Source organism: Streptomyces sp. YJ-C3 (assembly GCF_053891275.1).
In genome coordinates this window covers 133,372-155,183 of record NZ_CM132685.1, presented here as the reverse complement: position 1 = coordinate 155,183, position 21,812 = coordinate 133,372, and the positions used below count along the sequence as shown (strand labels likewise).

Annotated in this window: 16 protein-coding genes and 1 riboswitch; of the genes, 7 read left to right on the top strand and 9 right to left on the bottom strand. The window is 73.1% G+C overall.

The window, feature by feature from the left end; genetic code table 11:
• Positions 1–108: 108 nt before the first annotated feature.
• Positions 109–2,595 (top strand): polysaccharide lyase family 8 super-sandwich domain-containing protein, encoded by a 2,487-nt coding sequence (locus ACVHNB_RS00680; RefSeq protein ID WP_456227192.1) that lies wholly within the window; start codon positions 109–111, stop codon positions 2,593–2,595.
• Positions 2,596–2,610: 15 nt separating this feature from the next.
• Here ACVHNB_RS00680 and ACVHNB_RS00675 read toward each other — a convergent pair whose 3' ends face one another.
• The 3 genes from ACVHNB_RS00675 to cobN form a co-directional block, all read right to left on the bottom strand.
• Positions 2,611–3,201, bottom strand: coding sequence for a Uma2 family endonuclease (locus tag ACVHNB_RS00675; RefSeq protein ID WP_428953447.1), 591 nt, complete (start codon positions 3,199–3,201; stop codon positions 2,611–2,613).
• Positions 3,202–3,328: 127 nt separating this feature from the next.
• Entirely contained in the window at positions 3,329–5,311 is a 1,983-nt protein-coding gene (locus ACVHNB_RS00670) for a WD40 repeat domain-containing protein (RefSeq protein ID WP_456227191.1), read from the bottom strand.
• A 221-nt stretch (positions 5,312–5,532) separates the two neighbouring features.
• The gene (gene cobN / locus ACVHNB_RS00665) at positions 5,533–9,156 is read right to left on the bottom strand and encodes a cobaltochelatase subunit CobN (RefSeq protein ID WP_456227190.1); all 3,624 of its coding nucleotides are present in this window, start codon (positions 9,154–9,156) and stop codon (positions 5,533–5,535) included.
• 53 nt (positions 9,157–9,209) lie between these two features.
• Positions 9,210–9,300: riboswitch (cobalamin riboswitch) on the bottom strand.
• A gap of 99 nt (positions 9,301–9,399) precedes the next feature.
• On the opposite strand from cobN, the gene ACVHNB_RS00660 reads away from it, so the two are divergent.
• The 3 genes from ACVHNB_RS00660 to ACVHNB_RS00650 are packed head-to-tail and all read left to right on the top strand — an operon-like array spanning position 9,400 to position 12,810.
• Positions 9,400–10,644: a cobalamin biosynthesis protein CobG gene (locus tag ACVHNB_RS00660; protein WP_428953451.1), complete on the top strand. Its 1,245-nt coding sequence runs from the start codon at positions 9,400–9,402 to the stop codon at positions 10,642–10,644.
• Positions 10,645–10,657: 13 nt separating this feature from the next.
• Positions 10,658–11,299, top strand: coding sequence for a precorrin-8X methylmutase (locus ACVHNB_RS00655; protein ID WP_428953452.1), 642 nt, complete (start codon positions 10,658–10,660; stop codon positions 11,297–11,299).
• Positions 11,296–12,810: a precorrin-2 C(20)-methyltransferase gene (locus ACVHNB_RS00650; protein ID WP_428953453.1), complete on the top strand. Its 1,515-nt coding sequence runs from the start codon at positions 11,296–11,298 to the stop codon at positions 12,808–12,810. Before ACVHNB_RS00655 ends, ACVHNB_RS00650 begins: the two co-directional genes overlap by 4 nt.
• 3 nt (positions 12,811–12,813) lie before the next feature.
• Here ACVHNB_RS00650 and ACVHNB_RS00645 read toward each other — a convergent pair whose 3' ends face one another.
• Positions 12,814–13,557, bottom strand: coding sequence for a cobalt-precorrin-6A reductase (locus tag ACVHNB_RS00645; protein WP_428953454.1), 744 nt, complete (start codon positions 13,555–13,557; stop codon positions 12,814–12,816).
• Positions 13,558–13,568: 11 nt separating this feature from the next.
• Between ACVHNB_RS00645 and ACVHNB_RS00640 the strand changes: the two genes are divergently transcribed.
• Positions 13,569–14,708: a cobalt-precorrin-5B (C(1))-methyltransferase gene (locus ACVHNB_RS00640; RefSeq protein ID WP_456227189.1), complete on the top strand. Its 1,140-nt coding sequence runs from the start codon at positions 13,569–13,571 to the stop codon at positions 14,706–14,708.
• A 31-nt stretch (positions 14,709–14,739) separates the two neighbouring features.
• On the opposite strand, the gene cobM is transcribed toward ACVHNB_RS00640, so the two are convergent.
• Together cobM and cbiE are read right to left on the bottom strand one after the other, a co-directional pair.
• Positions 14,740–15,489, bottom strand: coding sequence for a precorrin-4 C(11)-methyltransferase (cobM, locus tag ACVHNB_RS00635; RefSeq protein WP_428953456.1), 750 nt, complete (start codon positions 15,487–15,489; stop codon positions 14,740–14,742).
• On the bottom strand, positions 15,486–16,721 hold the full coding sequence (cbiE, locus tag ACVHNB_RS00630; RefSeq protein ID WP_456227188.1) for a precorrin-6y C5,15-methyltransferase (decarboxylating) subunit CbiE: 1,236 nt from the start codon (positions 16,719–16,721) through the stop codon (positions 15,486–15,488). The genes cobM and cbiE overlap by 4 nt, the downstream gene beginning before the upstream one ends.
• A 120-nt stretch (positions 16,722–16,841) precedes the next feature.
• Here cbiE and ACVHNB_RS00625 point away from each other — a divergent pair, with 120 nt between their 5' ends.
• Together ACVHNB_RS00625 and ACVHNB_RS00620 are read left to right on the top strand one after the other, a co-directional pair.
• Complete coding sequence (locus ACVHNB_RS00625; protein WP_456227187.1) at positions 16,842–17,252, top strand: bleomycin resistance protein; 411 nt, start codon at positions 16,842–16,844, stop codon at positions 17,250–17,252.
• Between the two features lie 96 nt (positions 17,253–17,348).
• The gene (locus ACVHNB_RS00620; protein WP_428953459.1) at positions 17,349–19,199 is read left to right on the top strand and encodes a DUF6049 family protein; all 1,851 of its coding nucleotides are present in this window, start codon (positions 17,349–17,351) and stop codon (positions 19,197–19,199) included.
• 27 nt (positions 19,200–19,226) lie between these two features.
• Here ACVHNB_RS00620 and ACVHNB_RS00615 read toward each other — a convergent pair whose 3' ends face one another.
• The 3 genes from ACVHNB_RS00615 to ACVHNB_RS00605 form a co-directional block, all read right to left on the bottom strand.
• The gene (locus ACVHNB_RS00615; protein WP_428953460.1) at positions 19,227–19,667 is read right to left on the bottom strand and encodes a hypothetical protein; all 441 of its coding nucleotides are present in this window, start codon (positions 19,665–19,667) and stop codon (positions 19,227–19,229) included.
• Positions 19,668–19,798: 131 nt separating this feature from the next.
• The gene (locus ACVHNB_RS00610) at positions 19,799–20,761 is read right to left on the bottom strand and encodes a S8 family peptidase (protein ID WP_428953461.1); all 963 of its coding nucleotides are present in this window, start codon (positions 20,759–20,761) and stop codon (positions 19,799–19,801) included.
• A gap of 103 nt (positions 20,762–20,864) precedes the next feature.
• The gene (locus tag ACVHNB_RS00605; protein WP_456227186.1) at positions 20,865–21,794 is read right to left on the bottom strand and encodes a LysR family transcriptional regulator; all 930 of its coding nucleotides are present in this window, start codon (positions 21,792–21,794) and stop codon (positions 20,865–20,867) included.
• Positions 21,795–21,812: the final 18 nt, after the last annotated feature.

Below are 21,812 nucleotides of genomic sequence, written 5' to 3'. Positions count from 1 at the left end.
CGCGCCGCCCCGCGGGTCCCCGCTCTTGTCGCCGCCCTGGCCGTCTGCTTGACTCCCGCCGCCGAGGCCCAGCCGACCCGGTGACACCACGTGGACGGAGAAGACCCGATGGAGATCACCCGGAGACGCCTGCTCGCCGCGCTGTCCGCGGCCGGGGTCCTGGCCGCCGTGCCCACCGGATGGGCGGGCGCCGCCGAAGTGGCCGACGGCGTCACGCGGTTGGCCGCCAACACCGTCGCGATGCTCGCGGGCGACGAGGAGTCCAACGCCCGCCCGGAGGTCGCCGCCAAGCTCGCCGCGATCGAGCGGACGGCCCGCACGAACCTGGCGGCACTCGACGCGGCGACCGGCGACGGCGAACTGTTCGCCGGAGTCCCCCTCGGCACCAGCGACCCGAACCTCAACACCAGCTACCAACGGCTGTACGACATAGCCCTGGCCACCCGCACCCCCAGCATCTCCCCCGACCTGTACGGGAGTTCGGCGACCCAGGACCGGGTCCTCGACAAGCTCGCCTGGCTGCACGACCACTACTACGGCGACCAGTCCGCGGGCTACTACGGCAACTGGTTCACCTGGGAGATAGGCATATCCCAGCACGTCGGCAGAACGCTGATCCTGCTCGCGGACCGCGCCCCCGCCGACCTGATACGCACCTACATCGCCTCCATGGACGCCTACCTGCGCAACGGCAAGGACGGCGACGTCGACCTCGACTCCCGCTTCCACACCGGCGCCAACCTCGCCGACATCACCACCAACCGCATCCTCCAGGGCGCCCTGACCGCCGACGAGGCCCGCATCCGCAAGGCGCTCACCGACCAGCTCACCGTCTTCGCGACGATCGACCCGTACCACCTGGACCACGGGGTGACGGACGGCCACTACGCCGACGGGTCGTTCATCCAGCACTCCTCGGTCGCGTACACCGGCTCGTACGGGAAGGGCCTGCTGAGCCGGGTCGTGCAGACGCTGAAGATCCTCGACGGGACCGGGTTCGCGCACGGCGGGGAGCTGGTGCCGACCGTGCACGGGTGGGTGCGGGACGGGTTCGCGCCGCTGATCTTCGAGGGCTGGATGATGGAGGCGGTCAAGGGCCGGGCGGTGTCCCGCACCGGCACCGGGTACGCCGACGCCGCCACCGTCGTCGAGGCCGTCGTCGACCTCTCCTCGCTCGCGACCGGGGACACCGCGACCGCGCTCAAGAGCTATGTGAAGCACATCCGGTCCACGTCCCGCGCCGCCCTCGACCCGACGGCCTTCGTGTCGCCGCTGAGCATCGTCCGCTACACCGACGTCCTCGCCGACCCCTCGGTCCCCGCCGCCGACCTCAACCCGCCGGCCCGCTCGGTCGCCTTCAACGCCATGGACCGGACCGTGCACCGCCGCCCCGGCTACGCCTTCGCGCTGGCCCGCAGCTCACGGCGGATCAGCAAGTACGAGTACATGAGCGGCGAGAACCTGCTGCCCTGGTTCCAGGGCGACGGCGCGCACCACCTGTATCTGTCCGGCCAGGACCAGACGCAGGCGTTCGGCGTCGACTACTTCACGACGGTCTCGCCGTACGGCCTCGCGGGCGTCACGGCACCGGTCGAACAGCGGCGCACGGTACCGGAGTCGTACGACGGCAAGCTGTTCTACGACAACCCGGACCACCCGCTGGACTTCACGGCGTCGAGCGAGTCCCAGAACACGTACGTGTACTTCCCGACGGCGACCCAGGCGTACTCGGGCGGCGCCGTGCTCGGCGCGTACGGCGCGGTGGGATGGGTGCTCTCCGACGACGTGCCGTGGCGCGACAAGCGGGCGGGGGTCCTGCCGGAGGACTTCGTGGCGTACCGGAGCGCGCGGGCCACGAAGTCCTGGTTCCTGCTGGACGACGAGGTCGTGGTGCTCGCCGCCGGGGTCGGGGACGCGCCGGGCGGCGGCCGGGCGGTGACGACGACGCTGGACGCGCGGATCGCGGCGGCGGACGACCGGGTCGCCGTGACCGAGGGACGCACCTGGGTGCGGTGGGAGAACGCGACACGGGCCGCGTCGGTCGGGTACGTCCTGCTGGACGGGCCGCGGCCGAAGGCACGGCTCGACACGGTGACGCGCAGCCGCCGGGTCGTGCGCACCTCGAACCCGGACACGGCGGTGACGAAGCAGGTCTTCTCGCTGGCGGTGGAGCAGCCCGCCGGATCACGGGCCGCGTCGTTCGCGTACGCGGTGCTGCCGAACGCGACGGAGCCGGCGGTGCGCGGGCACCGCGGGGCCCGGGTCCTCGCCAACTCCCCTCGCCTGCAGGCCGTTCACCACAGCGGCCTCGGCCTGACCGCCGCGAACACCTTCACGTCCGGCCGCCATCACACGGCGGGCCTGTCCGTCGAGGGCCCGGCGTCCGTCCTGGTCCGGCGGCACGGGGACGTGACGGTCGCGGTGTCCGACCCGACGACCGAGCGGGACACGGTGACCCTCGTCCTGCCCGGCCGTGCCCTGCGGAAGATCTCCGGCGACGACGCGGTCCGGGTGACCCGGGTACCGGGCGGCACGCGCCTCGACGTGCACACGCGGCACGCCTACGGGCGGAGCCTCACGGCGACGCTGCGGTAGGAAGGCGACCGGGCTTCAGAACTCGGCGGTGTCCAGGTCGAAGCCGAGGGGCTCGGGCAGGGGGACGGCCAGGCCCGTCTTGTACGAGGCCTTGGTCGTGTAGTCGTCGCCCTCGGGGGCCGTGCAGACGGTGACCTGTCCGGCTTCTCGGTCGATCAGGAGGTAGACGGGGATGGCGGCACGGGCGTAGCCACGGATCTTCTTGACACGGTCGTTCCCGACGGTGGAGTCCGAAGTGACCTCGACGACCATCAGGACGGCCGACGCATCGTGCCACTCCTCCTTGTTGTCAAAGGTGCCCTTGGGGGCGACGACGAGGTCGGGGATCACGTGGCCGGTCTGGGATGCGCCGGGCACGTTGAGGCCGATGCCGGTGTAGCGCCCATGGGCCTTGGTGTGATCACGAACCTGGCCGCTGACCTCCGACACGTACTCCTCATGCTCGCCATTGGCCGGAGGCGTCACGTGGATCTCCCCTTCGATCAACTCCACGCGCCACCCCTTGGGGGTGGCCGCGCTGACCTGAGTGAAGGCCTCCTCGATGTCCCGGGCGTCGAGACGCCCGGAGCTCACGGGCGAGTGCTCCGGGACCGGCAGAGCTGCCATGACAGACCTCCTCCTTCGCTCAGCGCGACCCTCTCAGGGTAGGCGTCACGACAGCCCGGCATCCGTGATCACGCCGCCCGGACGTGTCAGCGGGCCCGGGCCGCCGCGCGGCCCGGGCCCTGGAGGTTCAGTTCGTCGAGTACAGGTACTTCCAGCTGCTGTACTTGCCCGTGTTGACGTTGTCGCCGGAGGACCCGTTGACGTAGACGGCGCGGACGCGGAACTTGTAGCCCGCGCTGCCGACCGCTCCCATGTTCACCTTGGTCGTGCCGGCGCTGCCGAGCTTGATGTACTCGCTGCCGCCGGAGTGCCAGGCGCCACCGCTGTAGACCTGGAGGTCGAGGCGGAATTTGCGGCCCGTGTAGTAGTTCATCGACGCCGTCGCGTACACCGTCGACTTCTTGTGGAAGTAGGAGTACTTGTGCGAGCCGATGGTCCCGGTCTTGTAGTGGTTCGAGAGGGCGACCGAGGCGCGGGCCCGCGTGTAGACGGTGTTGGTGACCGTCTTGGGCTGGTAGCGGGCGTCACCCGCGAAGACCGCGGAGAGCGTGACGTCGCGGGTCAGGTCGAGCGTGACGGAGAGATTGCCGCTGGAGTTGACCGTGCCGGACTTCACCAGCTTGTTCGGCTTGTCGCTGCCGTACGGGTTGGCGTAGATCTCTACCTTGCGGTTCTTGTACGTCGTGCCCAGGTGGGCGGTGAACGTGACGTCGGAACCGTACTCGTAGACGCTCTTGTTCTTGTTGAGGGTCAGCGCGGTGCTGCTGCGGGAGACCTCGACCGTGTCGGACCTGCTGACGGCGGCGTGGTCCGCGTCGCCCGCGTAGGAGACCTTGTAGGTGACCTTGCCGCCGACGGACGGGGTGTCGGTGAAGGAGTACGTGCCGTCGGCCGCGGTGGTGACGGTCTTGAGGGCCTTGCCGGACGGGTTGTCGAGGTCCGTCTTGGTGACCGCCAGCTGAACCGGGCCGCCGAAGGGGACCGCCGAGCCGATCTTGCCGGTGACCGTGAGGGACGTGGCGCGGGTCGCGGTGGACGGGGCGTTCACCGTCAGGGTGGGAACGGTCCGGTCCGGGTCCGTGTAGGAGTGGAAGCGGATGTTCCCGTTGTAGTTGTCGGAGACCGCGAACAGCGTCGAGCCGTCGGGCGACCAGGCCAGCACCCCGTCGATCAGGGTGTCGCCGCCGCTGGTGGTGGAGGTGTTGCCGAACTCGTAGGTACGGATCGCCTCGGTGCCGCCCTGCCGGTAGAGGTGCAGGTCGTCCTGGTACCAGGAGCTGGTGCCCGCGGCGACCGTGCCGGAGGGGGAGATGGCGACGCCGGCGCCGTAGTCCCCCGACGGGTAGGTGTGCACCTTGCTCAGGTCGGTCGTCGCGTACGCCGGGTGCTCGTACGGGGAGCCGCTGGCCGTGACCAGCTGGCTGCCGTCGGGCGAGAAGGCGAGCTGGTCGTAGAAGGAGCCGTCCAGGCCCTTGGCGACGCGCTGGGTGGCGGTCCCGCCGTTCAGGTCGTAGACCGCGACGACGCCGCCGCTGCTGGCCTGCTCGCCGGCCGCGAGCTCGGTGCCGTCCTGGGACACGGCGAGGACCGGTGCCCCGTAGAAGGTCCGCCCGGACTGGCCGAGCGAGACCGCGGGGGTCTCCTGCGTGGGGTCGAGGGAGCCGATGGAGCCCTCGGCGGACGCGCCGTAGCTGAACCACACGGTGGAACCGGCCACCGCGAGATCCGTCGGGGCGTCGGCGCCGCCCAGGTCGTAGGAGGTGACCTTGGTGGTGTCGGCCGTGTCGATCGCGGCGATCTTGTCGGTGTTCTGCAGGGCCGCGTACAGCCGCCCGGAGTCGGCGGACAGGGCGAGGCCCTGCACGCCGTCGAGGCCGGTGATCCGCTTGACCTCGGTGCCGGAGTAGTCGGTGACGACGACGGCGTCGTCCTGCGGCGCGGACAGGTAGACCCGCTGGTGGACGCCGTCGACGGCGATGTCGGCGACGGTCTTGACGCCGAGCGCCTTCGCCGAGTCGGCGACGGCGGTGCCGGACACGGCCACGCTGAGCGCGGCCGAACCGGCGAGGACCGCGAGAGCGGTCGCGGTGGACAGAGCGCGTCTGCGCACGAGAGTGGAACCCCCTGGGTGAACCGGCGGACGTGCGGCCGGTACTGCTGTGAGAGCTCACGGACGTCCGGGCGCCGGAGGTACCCCCCACCGGAGAAGCCACTGGTCAACGCAGGCTCGAAGACGGCTGCATCGTAAGTCACCCAGGAGGCCCGCGGGTAGGGATATTCGCCGTGCGACGGCTGTGACATCTTTCGCGCGGGCCCCGTACAACCTTTCGGCTACTCGTCGGCCCCGTCGGACTCCAGGTCGCCCTCGGTCTCCAGGTACACCTGACGCAGCGCCTCCAGGACCTGCGGGTCCGGCTTCTCCCACATGCCCCGCGACTCGGCCTCCAGGAGACGCTCGGCGATGCCGTGCAGGGCCCACGGGTTGGCCTCGGAGAGGAACTGGCGGTTCGTCTCGTCGAGGACGTACGTCTCCGTGAGCTTGTCGTACATCCAGTCGGCGATGACGCCGGTCGTGGCGTCGTAGCCGAACAAGTAGTCCACGGTCGCGGCGAGTTCGAAGGCGCCCTTGTAGCCGTGGCGGCGCATCGCCTCGATCCACTTGGGGTTCACGACGCGGGCCCGGAAGACGCGGGAGGTCTCCTCGACGAGGGTGCGGGTGCGGACCGTCTCGGGGCGCGTCGAGTCACCGATGTACGCCTCGGGCGCGGTGCCGCGCAGCGCGCGGACCGTGGCCACCATGCCGCCGTGGTACTGGAAGTAGTCGTCGGAGTCGGCGATGTCGTGCTCGCGGGTGTCCGTGTTCTTCGCCGCGACCGCGATCCGCTTGTACGCCGTCTCCATCTCGCCGCGGGCCGCCTTCCCGTCGAGGCCGCGGCCGTACGCGTAACCGCCCCACACCGTGTAGACCTCGGCGAGGTCCGCGTCCGTGCGCCAGTCCTTGGAGTCGATCAGCTGGAGCAAACCCGCGCCGTACGTGCCGGGGCGGGAGCCGAAGATGCGGGTGGTGGCGCGGCGTTCGTCACCGTGCTCGGCGAGGTCGGCCTGCGCGTGGGCGCGGACGTGGTTGTGCTCGTCCGGCTCGTCGAGGGACGCCGCGAGGCGCACCGCGTCGTCCAGCAGGCCGATCGTGTGCGGGAACGCGTCGCGGAAGAAGCCCGAGATGCGCAGCGTCACGTCGATGCGCGGGCGGCCCAACTCCTCGTACGGGACCGGCTCCAGGCCCGTCACGCGCCGCGAGGCGTCGTCCCAGACCGGGCGGATGCCGAGCAGCGCGAAGGCCTCGGCCACGTCGTCGCCCGCGGTGCGCATGGCACTCGTGCCCCACAGGGAGAGGCCGACGGAGGTCGGGTACTGCCCGTCGTTGTCCTGCTTGTAGCGGTCCAGCAGCGACTCCGCCAATGCCTGGCCGGTCTCCCAGGCCAGCCGGCTGGGAACGGCCTTCGGGTCGACCGAGTAGAAGTTGCGGCCGGTCGGCAGGACGTTGACGAGGCCGCGCAGGGGGGAGCCCGACGGGCCCGCCGGGACGAAGCGGCCCTCCAGCGCCCTTACGGCGTGGTCGAGTTCGTCCGTGGTGGCGTCGAGGCGCGGCACGACCTCGCGGGCGGCGAAGTCGAGGATGGCGCGGACCTGCTCGGAGACGTCGGCGGGCAGCGCGTCCGGGTTCCAGCCGGCCGCCTCCATCGCCTCGACCAGGGCGCGGGCCGCCTCCTCGGCCGCGTCGGCGTCGGTCCGGGTCGCCTTCGACTCGTCGAGACCGAGGGCTTCGCGCAGGCCCGGCAGGGCCTGGTTGCCGCCCCAGATCTGGCGGGCGCGCAGGATGGCGAGGACGAGATTGACGCGGTCGACGCCGGCCGGCGCCTGGCCGAGGACGTGCAGGCCGTCGCGGATCTGGGCGTCCTTGACCTCGCAGAGCCAGCCGTCGACGTGCAGCAGGAAGTCGTCGAAACCGTCGTCGTCCGGGCGGTCCTCCAGGCCCAGGTCGTGATCGAGCTTCGCGGCCTGGATCAGGGTCCAGATCTGGGCGCGGATCGCCGGGAGCTTCGCCGGGTCCATCGCGCTGATCTGCGCGTACTCGTCGAGGAGTTGCTCCAGGCGCGCAATGTCGCCGTAGGAGTCGGCGCGGGCCATCGGCGGGACGAGGTGGTCGATGAGCGTGGCGTGCACGCGGCGCTTGGCCTGGGTGCCCTCGCCCGGGTCGTTCACGAGGAACGGGTAGACGAGCGGCAGGTCGCCGAGGGCGGCGTCGGGCGCACAGGCCGCGGACAGGCCCGCGTTCTTCCCCGGCAGCCACTCCAGGTTGCCGTGCTTGCCGAGGTGGATCATCGCGTCGGCGCCGAAGCCGCCGTCGTCGGCCGAGGCCGCGATCCAGCGGTAGGCCGCCAAGTAGTGGTGGGACGGCGGGAGATCGGGGTCGTGGTAGATCGCGATCGGGTTCTCGCCGAAGCCGCGCGGCGGCTGGATGAGGATCAGCAGATTGCCGCGGCGCAGCGCCGCGAGCACGATGTCGCCCTCGGGGTTGCGGGAGCGGTCGAGGAACATCTCGCCGGGCGGCGGGCCCCAGTGCCGCTCGACCTGCTCGCGCAGCTCCTGCGGCAGCGTCGCGTACCAGCGCTTGTAGTCGGCGGCCGGGATGCGCACCGGGTTCTTGGCGAGCTGCTCCTCGGTGAGCCACTCCTGGTCGTGGCCGCCCGCGTCGATGAGCGCGCGGATCAGTTCGTCACCGTCACCGGAGGCCAGGCCCGGGATCCCGGCCGGGTCCCCGAAGTCGTAGCCCTCGTCGAGCAGCCGCTTGAGCAGCACGATCGCGGAGGCCGGGGTGTCCAGGCCCACCGCGTTGCCGATGCGGGAGTGCTTCGTCGGGTACGCGGACAGGACGAGCGCCAGCTTCTTGTCCGCCGCGGGGATCTCCTTGAGGCGGGCGTGCCGCACGGCGATCCCGGCGACGCGGGCGGCGCGCTCGGCGTCGGCGACGTACGCCGGGAGCCCGTCCTCGTCGATCTCCTTGAAGGAGAACGGGACGGTGATGAGGCGCCCGTCGAACTCGGGCACCGCGATCTGGGTGGCGGCGTCCAGCGGCGAGACGCCCTCGTCGTTCTCCTCCCAGTCCGCGCGGGACGAGGTCAGGCACAGGGCCTGGAGGATCGGCACGTCGAGCCGGGTGAGCGCGCCCGCGTCCCACGACTCGTCGTCGCCGCCCGCGCTCGCCTCGGCGGGACGGGTGCCGCCCGCCGCGAGGACGGTCGTGACGATGGCGCCGGCGCCGCGCAGGGCGTCGACCAGCTCCGGCTCGGGGGCGCGCAGCGACGCCACGTACAGCGGGAGCGGGCGGGCCCCGGCGCGCTCGATCGCGTCGCACAGGGTGTGCACGAAGGCCGTGTTCCCGCTCATGTGGTGGGCGCGGTAGTACAGCACGGCGACCGTCGGGCCGTCGGACGTGCCCGGGGTGCGCTCCAGCGGGCCCCAGGTCGGCGCGGCCGCCGGGGGCTCGAAGCCGTGGCCGGTGAGCAGCACCGTGTCGGACAGGAAGCGGGCCAGCTGGTCGAGGTTGGCCGGGCCGCCGTGCGCCAGGTACTTGTGGGCCTCGGCCGCGATGCCGACCGGCACCGTGGAGGCCGCCATCAGCTGGGCGTCCGGCGCCTGTTCACCGGTGAGCACGACCATCGGGAGCCCGGCCGCGGTGAGCCGGTCGATGCCGTCCTGCCAGGCGCGCACCCCGCCGAGGAGGCGGACGACGACGAGGCCGACGCCGTCGAGGAGGGCGTCGAGATCGTCGAGCGGAAGGCGGGAGGGGTTCGCGAAGCGGTAGCCGACCGGGGCGTTCGCGGCGTTCGCCGCGCGGGCGCTGAGCAGGTCGGTGTCGGATGTCGACAGGAGCAGGAGCTGCTGCTGGGGCATGCGTCGACTGGCCTTCCTCGGGGTGTCCGCGCCCCGGGTAGTACGGACGGCGGGAGTTCCTGGCTCACCCCACGTGGGGGCTCACAGTGGCGGGACCGCGCCGGAATCGCACCGGGCTTCCTCCCCTGTCGCCGTCGCTGGCGATGTGGCGGACCGGTTCGGCCCGCCGCCGTTCATCGTACGGGTCCGGGGCGTGAGCTGGTACGGGATGCCCGTCACAGGCCGATGGGTATGCTCCCCGGCATGCCCGCCTCCCACATATCCGTCGGCACCGGTACGTCCGGTTCGTCCCGCGGTGACGCCTGCCCGGGCGCGCTGCGGCTGCACGCGGCGGACGACGGGTTCCTGGCACGGGTCCGCATTCCCGGCGGGGTGCTCGGCGTCCCGCAGGCGCGCGCGCTGGCCGACGCGGCCGCCCGGCTCGGGGACGGGGCACTGCATCTCACCTCGCGGGGGAACGTGCAGCTGCGCGGCCTGCGGGACGGGTGCGGCGGGGAGTTGGCGGAGATCCTCGCGGCGGCCGGGCTGTTGCCGTCGGCCGCGCACGAACGGGTCCGCAACGTGGTGGCGTCGCCGATGTCGGGGCTCGACGGGGCCGGATTCGTCGACGTACGCCCCTGGCTGACCGCTCTCGACGAGGCGCTGTGTGCGAGTTCCGTCACTCCGGAGCTGTCCGGGCGGTTCCTCTTCGCGCTCGACGACGGGCGCGGGGATGTCGCCGGGCTCGGGCCCGACGTGCTCGTCCGAGGGGTGAGCGGTGGGGGTGCGGTGCTCTCCGTCGGCGGGGCGGAGTTCCTGGTGCCGTACGCGGATGCGGCTCGGGGGGCGGTTGTCGCGGCGGAGGTCTTCGTGGCGGCCGCGCGCGAGGTGACGGGCCGTCGGGTGTGGCGAGTTCGTGAACTCGGCTTGCCTGTAACTGAGTTGGCCGTGCTGACAGGTGACCGTCTGTCTTCTGCGGGCATCGAGGCAAGCCCCTTCCGTCACGACGGCGGCGCACCCGCGAACGACTCGGGGCTCCGCCCCGGACCCCGCTCCTCAAACGCCGAAGGGGCTGGATGGGACGGAGGGGCTGGATCGGCCGCGCTCACTGTGATCGCCCCCTTCGGCACCATCACCCCACGCCAATGGACCGCCCTGACCGACCTGGCCGGACAACTCCCGGCCCAGGAAATACGGCTGACCCCCTGGCGGAGCATCGTCGTGCCCGGGGCCGGCCCCGCCCCCACCGGAGAGCTGGACCGGACCGGGCTCGTCACCGACCCCGACTCACCCTGGGCCAGGACCGGCGCCTGCATCGGACGGCCCGGATGCGCCAAGGCCCACACCGACGTACGGGCCGACGCCACCGCGCGCCACCCGCACCTGCCCACCTACTGGTCCGGCTGCGAGCGCCGCTGCGGGCACCCGGCCGGACCGTACGTGGACGTCGTGGCCCGCCCCGACGGCACGTACGACATCACCAACCCCCCTACCTCCCAACCCACTTGAGAGAGCCGAACCCGTGTATGACTACGAGAAGGACGGCGCGGCGATCTACCGCGAGTCCTTTGCCACCATCCGAGCGGAGGCCGCGGACGGACTCGCGGCGCTGCCCGCCGACGTCGCCCAGGCGGCGGTCCGCATGATCCACGCCTGCGGTCAGGTGGATCTCGTACAGGACATCGGCTACTCGTCCGGCGTCGTGGCGAAGGCCCGGGCCGCCCTGCGGGCGGGCGCGCCGATCCTCTGCGACGCGCGGATGGTCGCCAGCGGGGTCACCCGCAAGCGGCTGCCCGCCGACAACGAGGTCATCTGCACCCTGAACGATCCCGAAGTCCCCTCTCTCGCAGCGGAGTTGGGGACCACGCGGAGCGCCGCCGCGCTGGAGCTGTGGCGGGACCGGCTGGACGGTGCCGTCGTCGCCGTCGGCAACGCCCCGACCGCCCTCTTCCACCTCCTCGAGATGATCGGGAAGGGCGCGCCCCGGCCGGCCGCCGTCCTCGGCATCCCCGTCGGGTTCGTCGGCGCCGCGGAGTCCAAGGACGCGCTGGCCGCGAACGAGCTCGGGCTGGAGTACCTGATCGTCCGCGGGCGCCGTGGCGGCAGCGCCATCACGGCCGCCGCGATCAACGCCATCGCGACCGAGGTGGAGATCCAGGCATGAGCAGCACCGAATCCCCCGCGCGCACGGGCAGGTTGTACGGGGTCGGGCTCGGGCCCGGCGACCCGGAGCTGATGACCGTCGCCGCCGTCCGCGCCATCGCCGGGGCCGACGTCATCGCGTACCACTGCGCCCGGCACGGCCGGTCCATCGCCCGCTCGATCGCCGCGGAGCACATCCGCGAGGACCAGATCGAGGAGCGGCTGATGTACCCGCTCACGGTGGAGACCACCGACCATCCCGGCGGCTACCGCGGCGCGCTCGACGACTTCTACGCCGAAGCCGCCGCCACGCTCGCCGCACACCTCGACGCGGGCCGCACCGTCGCCGTGCTCGCGGAGGGCGACCCGCTGTTCTACGGCTCCTACCAGCACATGCACAAGCGGCTCGCCGACCGGTACGACACGACGGTCATCCCCGGTGTCACCTCCGTCAGCGCGGCGGCCGCCCGGCTCGGGGAGCCCTTGTGCGAGGACAAGGAGACGCTGACGATCATCCCGGGGACGCTCCCCGAGGACGAGCTGACCGCGCGGATCGCCGCGGCCGACTCGGCGGTGGTCATGAAGCTGGGCCGGACGTTCACCAAGGTCCGTACGGCGCTGGAGAGTTCGGGCCGGCTGGACGACGCCAGGTACGTGGAGCGCGCCTTCATGAAGGGGGAGCGGACCGGCCGGCTCACCGACATCGACCCGGAGTCCGTCCCGTACTTCTCCGTCGCGGTGCTGCCCTCACGCATCGACGCCGAACCGGCCGAGGCGCCCGACCACGGCGAGGTCGTCGTCGTCGGCACCGGTCCCGCCGGGGCGCCCTGGCTGACACCCGAGTCGCGCGGCGCGCTGGCCAACGCGGACGACCTCGTCGGCTACACCACCTACCTCGACCGGGTCCCGGTCCGCCCCGGACAGCGGCGGCACGGCTCGGACAACAAGGTGGAGTCCGAGCGCGCCGAGTTCGCCCTCGACCTGGCCCGGCGCGGGCGGCGCGTGGCCGTGGTGTCGGGCGGCGACCCGGGCGTCTTCGCGATGGCCACGGCCGTCCTCGAAGTGGCCTCGCAGGACGCCTACGCCGACGTGCCCGTACGCGTCCTGCCGGGCGTGACCGCCGCCAACGCGGCGGCGGCGAAGGCAGGGGCGCCCCTGGGCCACGACTACGCGACGCTCTCCCTGTCCGACCGGCTCAAGCCGTGGGAGGTCATCGCGGAGCGGCTGCGCACGGCGGCGGCCGCCGATCTGGTGCTGGCGCTGTACAACCCCGGTTCACGCAGCCGCACCTGGCAGGTCGGCAAGGCCCGCGAGCTGCTGCTCGAACTGCGCCTGCCCGACACCCCGGTGATCGTCGCCCGCGATGTCGGCGGCCCCGAGGAGTCGGTGCGGGTGGTCCGCCTGACCGACCTGGAACCGTCCGAGGTCGACATGCGCACCCTGCTCATCGTGGGCTCGTCCCAGACGCAGGCCGTGGCGCGGGGCGACGGGCGGACGGTGGCGTGGACGCCGCGGCGGTATCCGGAGGCGTGAGGGTCACGTCCCGCTGAGGGCGGCGGCCCACTCGGCCGCCGCCTCCGCCGTCGCCGCCACCGCCACGCCCTGCGGCACCGGAGGGCGGCGCACGACGATCACCGGGATGCCCGCCTCCCGGGCCGCCGTCAGCTTGGGGGCGGTCGCCGCGCCGCCGCTGTCCTTGGTGACCAGGACGTCGATGCGGTGCCGGGCGAGGACCTCGCGTTCCCCGTCGAGGGTGAACGGGCCCCGGTCGAGGAGGACGTCCATGTGCGGGGGACACGGCGGTTCGGGGGCGTCGACGGAGCGGACGAGGAAGTGGGCGTCGTCGATGTGGGCGAACGCCGCGAGACCCATCCGGCCCGTGGTGAGGAAGACCCGTCGGCCCGCTCCCCGTACGGCCTCGGCCGCCTCGGCCAGCGAGCCGGCCTCCCGCCAGTCGTCGCCCTCGCCCGGGACCCAGCCGGGCCGGCGCAGCGCCAGCAGGGGAACATGGGCGGTGGCGGCCGCCTCGGCCGCGTGGAAACTGATCGTCCCGGCGAACGGATGGGTGGCGTCGATGACCGCGTCGACCGCGTGCGCGCGCAGCCACTCCGTCATGCCCGCCACCCCGCCGAACCCGCCGATCCGCACCTCGCCGGGCGGCAGCCGCGGCGCGGCGACCCGGCCCGCGAGGGAGCTGGTCACGCGCAGCCGCGGCCGCGCGTGCAGGGTCTCGGCCAGCCGCCGGGCCTCGGTCGTTCCGCCGAGGACGAGTACATGCATCGGGGAACTCCATGGACGAATCGGCTGAGGCGAAGGGCGGGCGCGGAGCCCAACTCAAGCACACGGGTCTGCGGCCCGGCTGGACGACCGGGGCCTGTGCGACCGCCGCGACCACCGCCGCGTACACCGCGCTGCTGAGCGGGGAGTTTCCCGACCCGGTCACCATCACGCTGCCGAAGGGGCAGACCCCGGCGTTCGCGCTGGCCGCCGAGGAGCTGACGGCGTCGTCCGCGACGGCCGGGGTGGTGAAGGACGCCGGTGACGACCCCGACGTCACGCACGGCGCCCTCGTCCGCGCGACCGTGCGGCTGCTGCCCGCGGGGTCCGGGGTCGTCTTCCGGGCCGGGCCCGGCGTCGGCACCGTCACCCGGCCCGGGCTGCCGCTCGACGTCGGGGAGCCCGCGATCAATCCGGTGCCGCGGCAGATGATCCGGGAGCACGTGGCGCGGGTGGCGGCCGCGTGCGGGGGCCACGGCGACGTGGAGGTCACCGTCTCCATCGACCACGGCGAGGAGATCGCCCGCTCCACCTGGAACCCGCGCCTCGGCATCCTCGGCGGCCTCTCCGTCCTCGGCACCACGGGCATCGTCGTGCCGTACTCGTGCTCGGCGTGGATCGACTCGATCCGGCGCGGCGTGGACGTGGCGCGGGCGGCGGGCCGGACCCATGTCGCCGGGTGCACGGGGTCCACCTCGGAGAAGACGGTCGTACGCGAATACGCGCTGCCCGAGGACGCGTTGCTGGACATGGGCGACTTCGCGGGGGCCGTCCTGAAGTACATCCGGCGCCACCCGGTGGACCGGCTGACGATCTGCGGCGGCTTCGCGAAGCTGTCGAAGCTGGCGGCGGGCCATCTCGACCTGCACTCCGGGCGTTCCCAGGTGGACAAGGGGTTCCTCGCGGAGCTGGCCGTGAAGGGCGGCGCGGGCCCGGACCTCGCGGCCGAGGTCGCCGCCGCCAACACCGGCCTGGCCGCGCTCCAGCTGTGCGCGGCGGCGAACGTCCCCCTCGGCGACCTGGTCGCCACGGAGGCCAGGGACCAGTCCCTGCTCGTGCTCCGCGGGGCCCCGGTGACGGTCGACGTCATCTGCATCGACCGGGCCGGAACGGTAGTGGGCAGATCATCCCAATCAAGCCCCTCCGGCGCTTGAGGAGCGGGGCCCGGGGCAGCGCCCCGTGGGCTCAGCAGACGTGCCGGTCGCGCTCCACCGAGTACAGATGACTGTCCCGGAACTGCGAAGCCCCCAGCGTCCGCCCCACCAGAATCACCGCCGTCCGCAACACCCCCGCCGACTTCACCTGATCGGCGATGTCCCCGAGCGTCCCGCGCAGCACCAGCTCGTCCGGCCGACTCGCATACGCCACGACCGCCGCGGGACAGTCCGCGCCGTAGTGCGGGAGCAGCTCCGAGACGATCCGGTCGACGTAGCGCGCGCCCAGGTGCAGGACGAGCAGCGCCCCGCTCGCCCCGAGCGTGGCCAGGTCCTCGCCGGCCGGCATCGGCGTGGCCTGCTGCGCGATGCGGGTCAGGATGACGGTCTGTCCGACGGTCGGCACCGTCAGCTCCCGCTTCAGCGCCGCGGCCGCCGCCGCGAACGCCGGGACACCGGGCACCACTTCGTACGGGATGCCGCGGGCGTCGAGGCGCCGCATCTGTTCCGCGACCGCGCTGAAGACGGACGGGTCGCCGGAGTGCAGCCGGGCCACGTCCTGCCCGGCCTCGTGCGCGGCGGCGAACTCCGCCTCGATGGCGTCGAGATCGAGGTTCGCCGTGTCGACGAGCCGCGCGTCCGGCGGGCACTCGGCGAGGAGTTCGCGGGGCACGAGGGAGCCCGCGTACAGGCACACCCCGCATGCCGCGAGGGTGCGCGCGCCGCGCAGCGTGATCAGGTCGGCGGCGCCCGGGCCCGCCCCGATGAAGTAGACGGTCATCGTTCCTCAGCCCCTGCTTTCGTTACCGACCATTGCGTGACCGGCATCGCCTGCCGCCACCCGGTGAAGCCGCCGACCGGCACGGCGTGCGCGACGGACAGTTTCACCAGCTCACCGCCGTGCCGCCGGTACCGGTCGGCGAGCAGTGCTTCCGATTCCAGCGTCACCGTGTTCGCCACCAGGCGGCCGCCGGGCGGCAGCGCCGCCCAGCACGTCTCCAGCAGGCCGGGCACGGTCAGCCCGCCGCCGATGAACACCGCGTCCGGGGCCGGGAGTTGGGCCAGCGCGTCCGGTGCCGGGCCCGTCACGACCCGGAGCTGCGGTACGCCGAGACGGGCCGCGTTCCGCCCGATCCGCTCGGCCCGCGCGGGGTCGCGCTCGACGGCGTACGCCCGGCACGACGGATGCGTGCGCAGCCACTCGACGCCGATGGAGCCGGAGCCGCCGCCCACGTCCCACAGCAGTTCGCCGGGGGCGGGCGCGAGCGCGGCGAGCGTCGCGGCGCGCACGTGCCGCTTGGTGAGCTGCCCGTCGTGCTCGTACGCGGCATCCGGCAGGCCCGGCGCCGCGCCCAGGCGGAGCGCGTCCGGGGCGCGGCGGCACTCGACGGCGATCACGTTCAGCGGGTCGCCGGGCGCGTGGTCCCAGCCGGCCGCCGTGCCGGAGTACGCGGTCTCGGCGCCGGCGCCGAGCTGCTCCAGGACCGTCAGCCGGCTGGGCCCGAACCCGCGGTCCGTCAGCAGCGCCGCCACCTCGGCCGGGGTGTTTGCCCCCGCCGACAGGACCAGCACCCGGCGCCCGTCGTGCAGCGCGGCGGCGAGCCGGTCCGCGGGGCGGCCGACCAGGGTGACGACCTCGGTCTCCTCGACGGGCCAGCCGAGCCGGGCGCAGGCGTGGGAGACGGAGGAGGGGTGCGGCAGGACCCGTACCGCGGCGGCGCCCGCGATCTCGGTCAGCGTCCGGCCGATCCCGTAGAACATCGGGTCCCCGCTGGCCAGGACGGCGAGGCGGCGTCCGGCGTACCGGTCGAGCAGGCCGGGCACGGCGGGCCGCAGCGGTGACGGCCAGGGGATCCGCTCCCCGGCGCACTCGGCGGGCAGCAGCGCGAGCTGGCGCGGGCCGCCGACGACGGCCTCGGCGTCGCGCAGCGCGGCGCGGGAGGTGTCCGGCAGTCCGGGCCACCCGTCGGCCCCGATCCCGACAACGGTCACGACGGGTGGGGCGGGAGTCACGGGAGTCACTGCCTGGTACCTCGTACGTGGTGCGTCATGCTCGGGAGGGTTACGTGAAGTTACGGGAGCCGCACTCTATCGGGCGACATCGGCTCCCCCTCCGACGCCCCTGGAGCGCCGATGTCCCGCACCGTTCTCACCGGCCGCCTCGCCCCGATCATGCCGAGCCGCGACCTGCCGTCGACGATCGCCTTCTACGCGGCTCTCGGCTTCACCGCCGACGCCCACTACCCCGACGACGGCTATCTGATCCTCGTCCGCGACGAGGCCGAACTGCATTTCTTCCACGCCCCCGACACCGACCCGCTGAGCACCGCGCACGCCGTGTACCTGCGGCTCGACGGCGGCGCGCACGTCGTGGACGCGCTGCACGAGGAGTGGCGGGGCACGGGTCTGAGCGAGGACCCGTACGCGACGCCGCGCCTCGTGGAGCCCGACGACACGGTGTACGGGATGCGGGAGTTCGCGCTCGTCGACGCCGACGGGAATCTGCTCAGGATCGGCGCCGTGCTGGAGGCGACGGAGGGCTGACGCCGACGCGCCGCCCGGCGGCGCGGTCCCCGGAGCGGCCACCTCCACGGTGTTACCTCAGGGGCGGGTGACCGCGAGCGGGAGGTACGGGACGACATGACGAGATACGGGGCGGCGCGGGCCTGGGTCGTGTCCGCCGTGGTGCTCGGGGCGTCGGCCCTGCCGGGCACGCAGGCGCGGGCGGCGGACGACGCCCCCGTGCACGCGGCGGTCGTCTGGCCGGTCATGGCGACCCCGCACATGACGGCGGCGGCGCTCGGCTCGGGACCGGACGCGAAGGCGGTGTTCGACGACGACGCGCTGGCCGAGCTGTTCGCGGCGGGCGGGCGGCTGCGGGAGGTCGTCGACGCGGGCAGGGAACGCGAGGTCAGCTGGGTCCTCGACCCGGACCTGGTGCTCGCCGCGCAGGCGATGGCGAACGGCTACCGCGTCGCGGGCAGCGACGGCTCCAGCAATCCGCAGAACAGCACGCCGGGCACCGGGCAGAGCGCCGCGCGGTCCTGGCTGGCCGCGCTCAAGGACGCGGTGAAGGGGCGCGACGTGTGGCTGCTGCCGTACGCGGACGCGGACCTGGCCTCGCTGGCGCACCACCCGGGCACCGACACCGACGATCTGACGGAGGTCGTGGCGGGGCTCGCGGACGACGCGAAGGAGCGGGTCGACCGGATCCTCGGCACCGGCACCCGGCCCGGCCTCGGCTGGCCGGCGGACGGCGCGCTGGACACCTCGGTCACCCGGCTGGGGACGAAGGTGGGGGTGACCCGGGTGCTCGCCTCCGGGGAGGGCCTGACCCCGGCGGGCCCGGACCCGGTGACGCTCGGCACCGACGCCGACGCCGACGCCGACGCCGACGACACAGACGACGCCGACGACGCGGGCCAGGTCACGGCGCTGCCCTACGACACGGATCTCACGTCGGCGCTGTCCCGCATCAAGGACCCGGACCCGGACGCCTCCCCGTCCCCGTCGGCCTCCGTGTCCCCCTCCGCCGCTGCGTCCCCGTCGGGTACGGCGTCCGCCACGCCGAGCCCCTCGGCGTCCGCGAGCGGCGACTTCGAGGACGGCCCCGACGCGCCCGACCCGGCGGCGGTCACCCGCGTCGCCGCGCTCCTCAAGGCGAACGACCGCCCCGTCCTCGTACCGCCCCGCGATCTGTCCGGCACGGCGGCGAACACGCTCGGCGCGGCCCTCGACTCCGGCACCGACGAGGGCTGGCTGGACCTGGAGGGCATCCGCACCGCCGACAACGACCCGGTGAAGGGCCGGGCGGCGGACAGCGCCTCGTACCCCTCGAAGGTGCGCGGCAGCGAACTCACCGCGGCCCAACTGACCGATGTGGCAAGCGACTTGGACGGTCTGGCCACCCTGGCGAAGGTGCTCGCCGATCCGAAGGCGACCACGGCGTCGGTGCACGCGGCCATGGCCCGGGCCCTGTCGACGGCCTGGCGTGCGGCGGACGACGACGCGCAGCAGGCCTTCCAGCAGCGCACGTCCGGTTTCCTGTCGACGTCGGTGGCTTCGCTGCGCCTCGTCCCGAAGACCACCGTCACCGTCACCTCCGGCGACGCGACGATCCCGGTGACGCTCGACAACGGGCTGCAGCAGCCGGTGTCCGGACTCGAACTGCGGATCTCCTCCAGTGACGCGGAGCGGTTGAAGGTCAACGACCCGAAGCTGTCCGTGGAGGCCGCGGGATCCGCGAACCACACCTCCCCCATCGGCGTCACCGCGCGGGCCAACGGCCGGGCGCGGCTCACCGCGCAGCTCTACACGACGGCCGACGGGAAGCCGTGGGGCGACCCGATGACGTTCGACGTCGACGTCACGTCGGTGTCGACGGGCGCGATCGCCGTGGTCGCGGCGGGGGTCGGCCTGATCGTGCTGGCGGCGGCGTTCCGCATGCACCAGGTACGCAGGCGCCGGGGGCAGCAGCCCCCGGCGGAGTAGACGCGGAACGGACCTCACAGGGAGGCCTCAGGCGGCCGCGGTGGTGCGGCGCAGCGTCCGCAGGATCACCCACTGGTCGCCCCAGGCCATCGCCGTGCCGAGCGCGGCCATCAGGATGCCGACGGCCAGGCTGCCGGTGGCCGCGCCGAGCGCGAGGCCGAGGGCCCCGAGTCCGGCCCGCACCGCGAAGCGGACGCCGACCAGGCCGAGGGCGAGGAAGCGGGTGCGCTTGTTCTTCCACAGGGCCTTCATCAGCCGCATCCGGGTGCGCAGCACGGTCAGGGTCAGGGCGAGGTTGGCGGTCAGCACGATCGGGACGACCCAGTAGACGGCCGGGTAGGCGCGGGCGACGTCGAAGACTCCGGCGAGGCAGCCCATGATCGGGAAGTACCAGGCGGGCAGCCCCTTGAAGTCCGTGCCCCGCACGACCTGCCGCGCCTGCTCCGCCGTCACCTTGTCCGCGCCCATGATGTCCGTCCCCCGGTGGTGTCCGTGCTCCGTTTCCGACACCACTGAGCTTCGCGGAGAGGCACCCCCGCCCGGCAGAGCGAGGCGTCCCGACCCTGCCGGTACAAATGTCACCGCGCCCGACGCGGCCCCTACGAGCCCTTCTTCTTGACGGCGGCCTGCGCGTCGACGATGCCGAGGCCCAGCTTGGCGAGCTTGTCCGGGTTGCTCGCGGTGTCGCGGATCGTGGCGATGATGTCGTCCGGTTCCAGGCCCTGTTGGTGCAGCAGGGCGGCGACCGCGGCGACGTAGGGCGAGGCCATCGACGTACCGGACAGGTCCCCGTAGCCCGAGGTGTTCTTCAGGCTCTCCTTCGTCCGGTACGTGGGGAGGGTGGAGAGGATGTCGACGCCGGGGGCCGAAACGCCCTGCTCCGCGCCGAAGTTGGAGAAGTCGGCGGGCTTGCCGTTCTGGTCGGCGGCGCCGACGACGAGCACCGGGGTGTCGACCTTGTACGGCTGGGTGGCCTTGCCGTCGTTGCCGGCCGCGGCGACCACGACGGCGCCCTTGTCGTGGGCGTGCTCGATGGCCTGGTTGAGGATGCCGCCCTGGAGCAGGTTCGACATCAACGGGCCTTCGCCGAGGGAGAGGTTGATGACGTCGGCGCCGTGGTCGGCCGCCCACACGATGCCCTTGGTGATGTTCGCGTTGGAGCCGGAGCCGTCCGCGCCGAGCACCCGCACGGGCATGATCTTGGCGCCGGGGGCGCCGCCCGCGATGCCGATGCCGTTGTCGGTGTGGGCGGCGGCGATGCCGGACACGTGCGTGCCGTGGCCGTTCATGTCCTTCGGCTCGTCGTCGTTGTCGACGAAGTCGTACCCGTCGGCCAGGCGGCCCTTCAGATCCGGATGGTCGAGGTCGGCGCCGGAGTCGACGACGGCGATGACCGTGTCGTCACCCTGGGACGTCTTCCAGGCGTCCGGCAGCTTCAACGCGTCGAGCGCCCATTGGTCGCCGCGTTTCGGATCGGGCTTGCTGTCGTCGCCCCCGCAAGCGGTGGCGGCGAGCAGGAGCACGGCTGCGAGGCAGTAGGCGAGAGGAGTCCGGGTACGCATGATTCGAGCGTGCGCGCGGTTCGGGTGTCACGCATGTGGGCGGCGGCCGTACGAGGGCCCGAATCCAGCCCCTCCGGCGGTTGAGGAGCGGAGCCCCGTGGCCTCAGGCCCAGGCGGGCAGCCACCGCTCGTCCGGGCCGAGGCCCTGATAACCGGCCGCGAGATGACGGAGCAGCGCCTCCAGCCCAGGATGCGCATTGTCGTCCCGCCACACCAGGGAGTGCGGATACACCGGCATCGGATCCCGCACAGGAATGGTGCGAAGATCCAGCCCGGCCGGATACGCGAGCGGGGTCCGCGGCCCCATGAACGTGGCGACGTCCGCCGAGCCCGCCACAGCCTGCAACAAGTGATCCGTCCCGAAGTTGGGCCCGGCCGCGTCGATGTCGAGCCCGAACTCCTCCGCGAACTCCGCGTAGTACGCGGCCCATTCGGTCCCCTCGGTGAGACTCGGCATCCAGATCCGGTGCCCGACGAGATCGGCCGGGGTCACGGCGTCCGCGTCCGCGAGCGGATGGCCGGGGCCGGTCACGAGCACCAGCGGCTCGTCCGCGACGCGCGTGCTGCGCACCCCGGGCGGCAGCCGGTCCGCGGGGACGCGGCACGCCCAGAACCCGGCGTCGATGCTCCCGTCGCGGACGGCGGCGAGCACGGCCTTCCCGGCGGCGCCGAGGGCCACCACGTCGAGCGGCAGGCCGGGGTGGGCCCGGTGGAAGTCCTGGATGAGCCCGGCGGTCATGGCGCGGGTGCCCATCACGTCGACGCGCAGCGGCCTGCGCCCCGGCCGTACCGACGCGGCCGCCTTGTCCAGGGCCCGCAGCACGGCCTTGGCGTGCGGCAGGAACGCCTGGCCGTCCAGGGTGAGCCGGGCCCCGCGGGGCACCCGCGTGAACAGCCGCACGCCCAGCTCCCGCTCCAGCGCGGCGACACGCTTGGAGACGGCCTGCTGGCTGATGCCGAGTTCCTCCGCGGCGACCTGGAACTGGCCCTCGTCGGCGACGGCGACAAACGTGCGTACGGCTTCGAGATCCACCTCGCCATACAACCACGG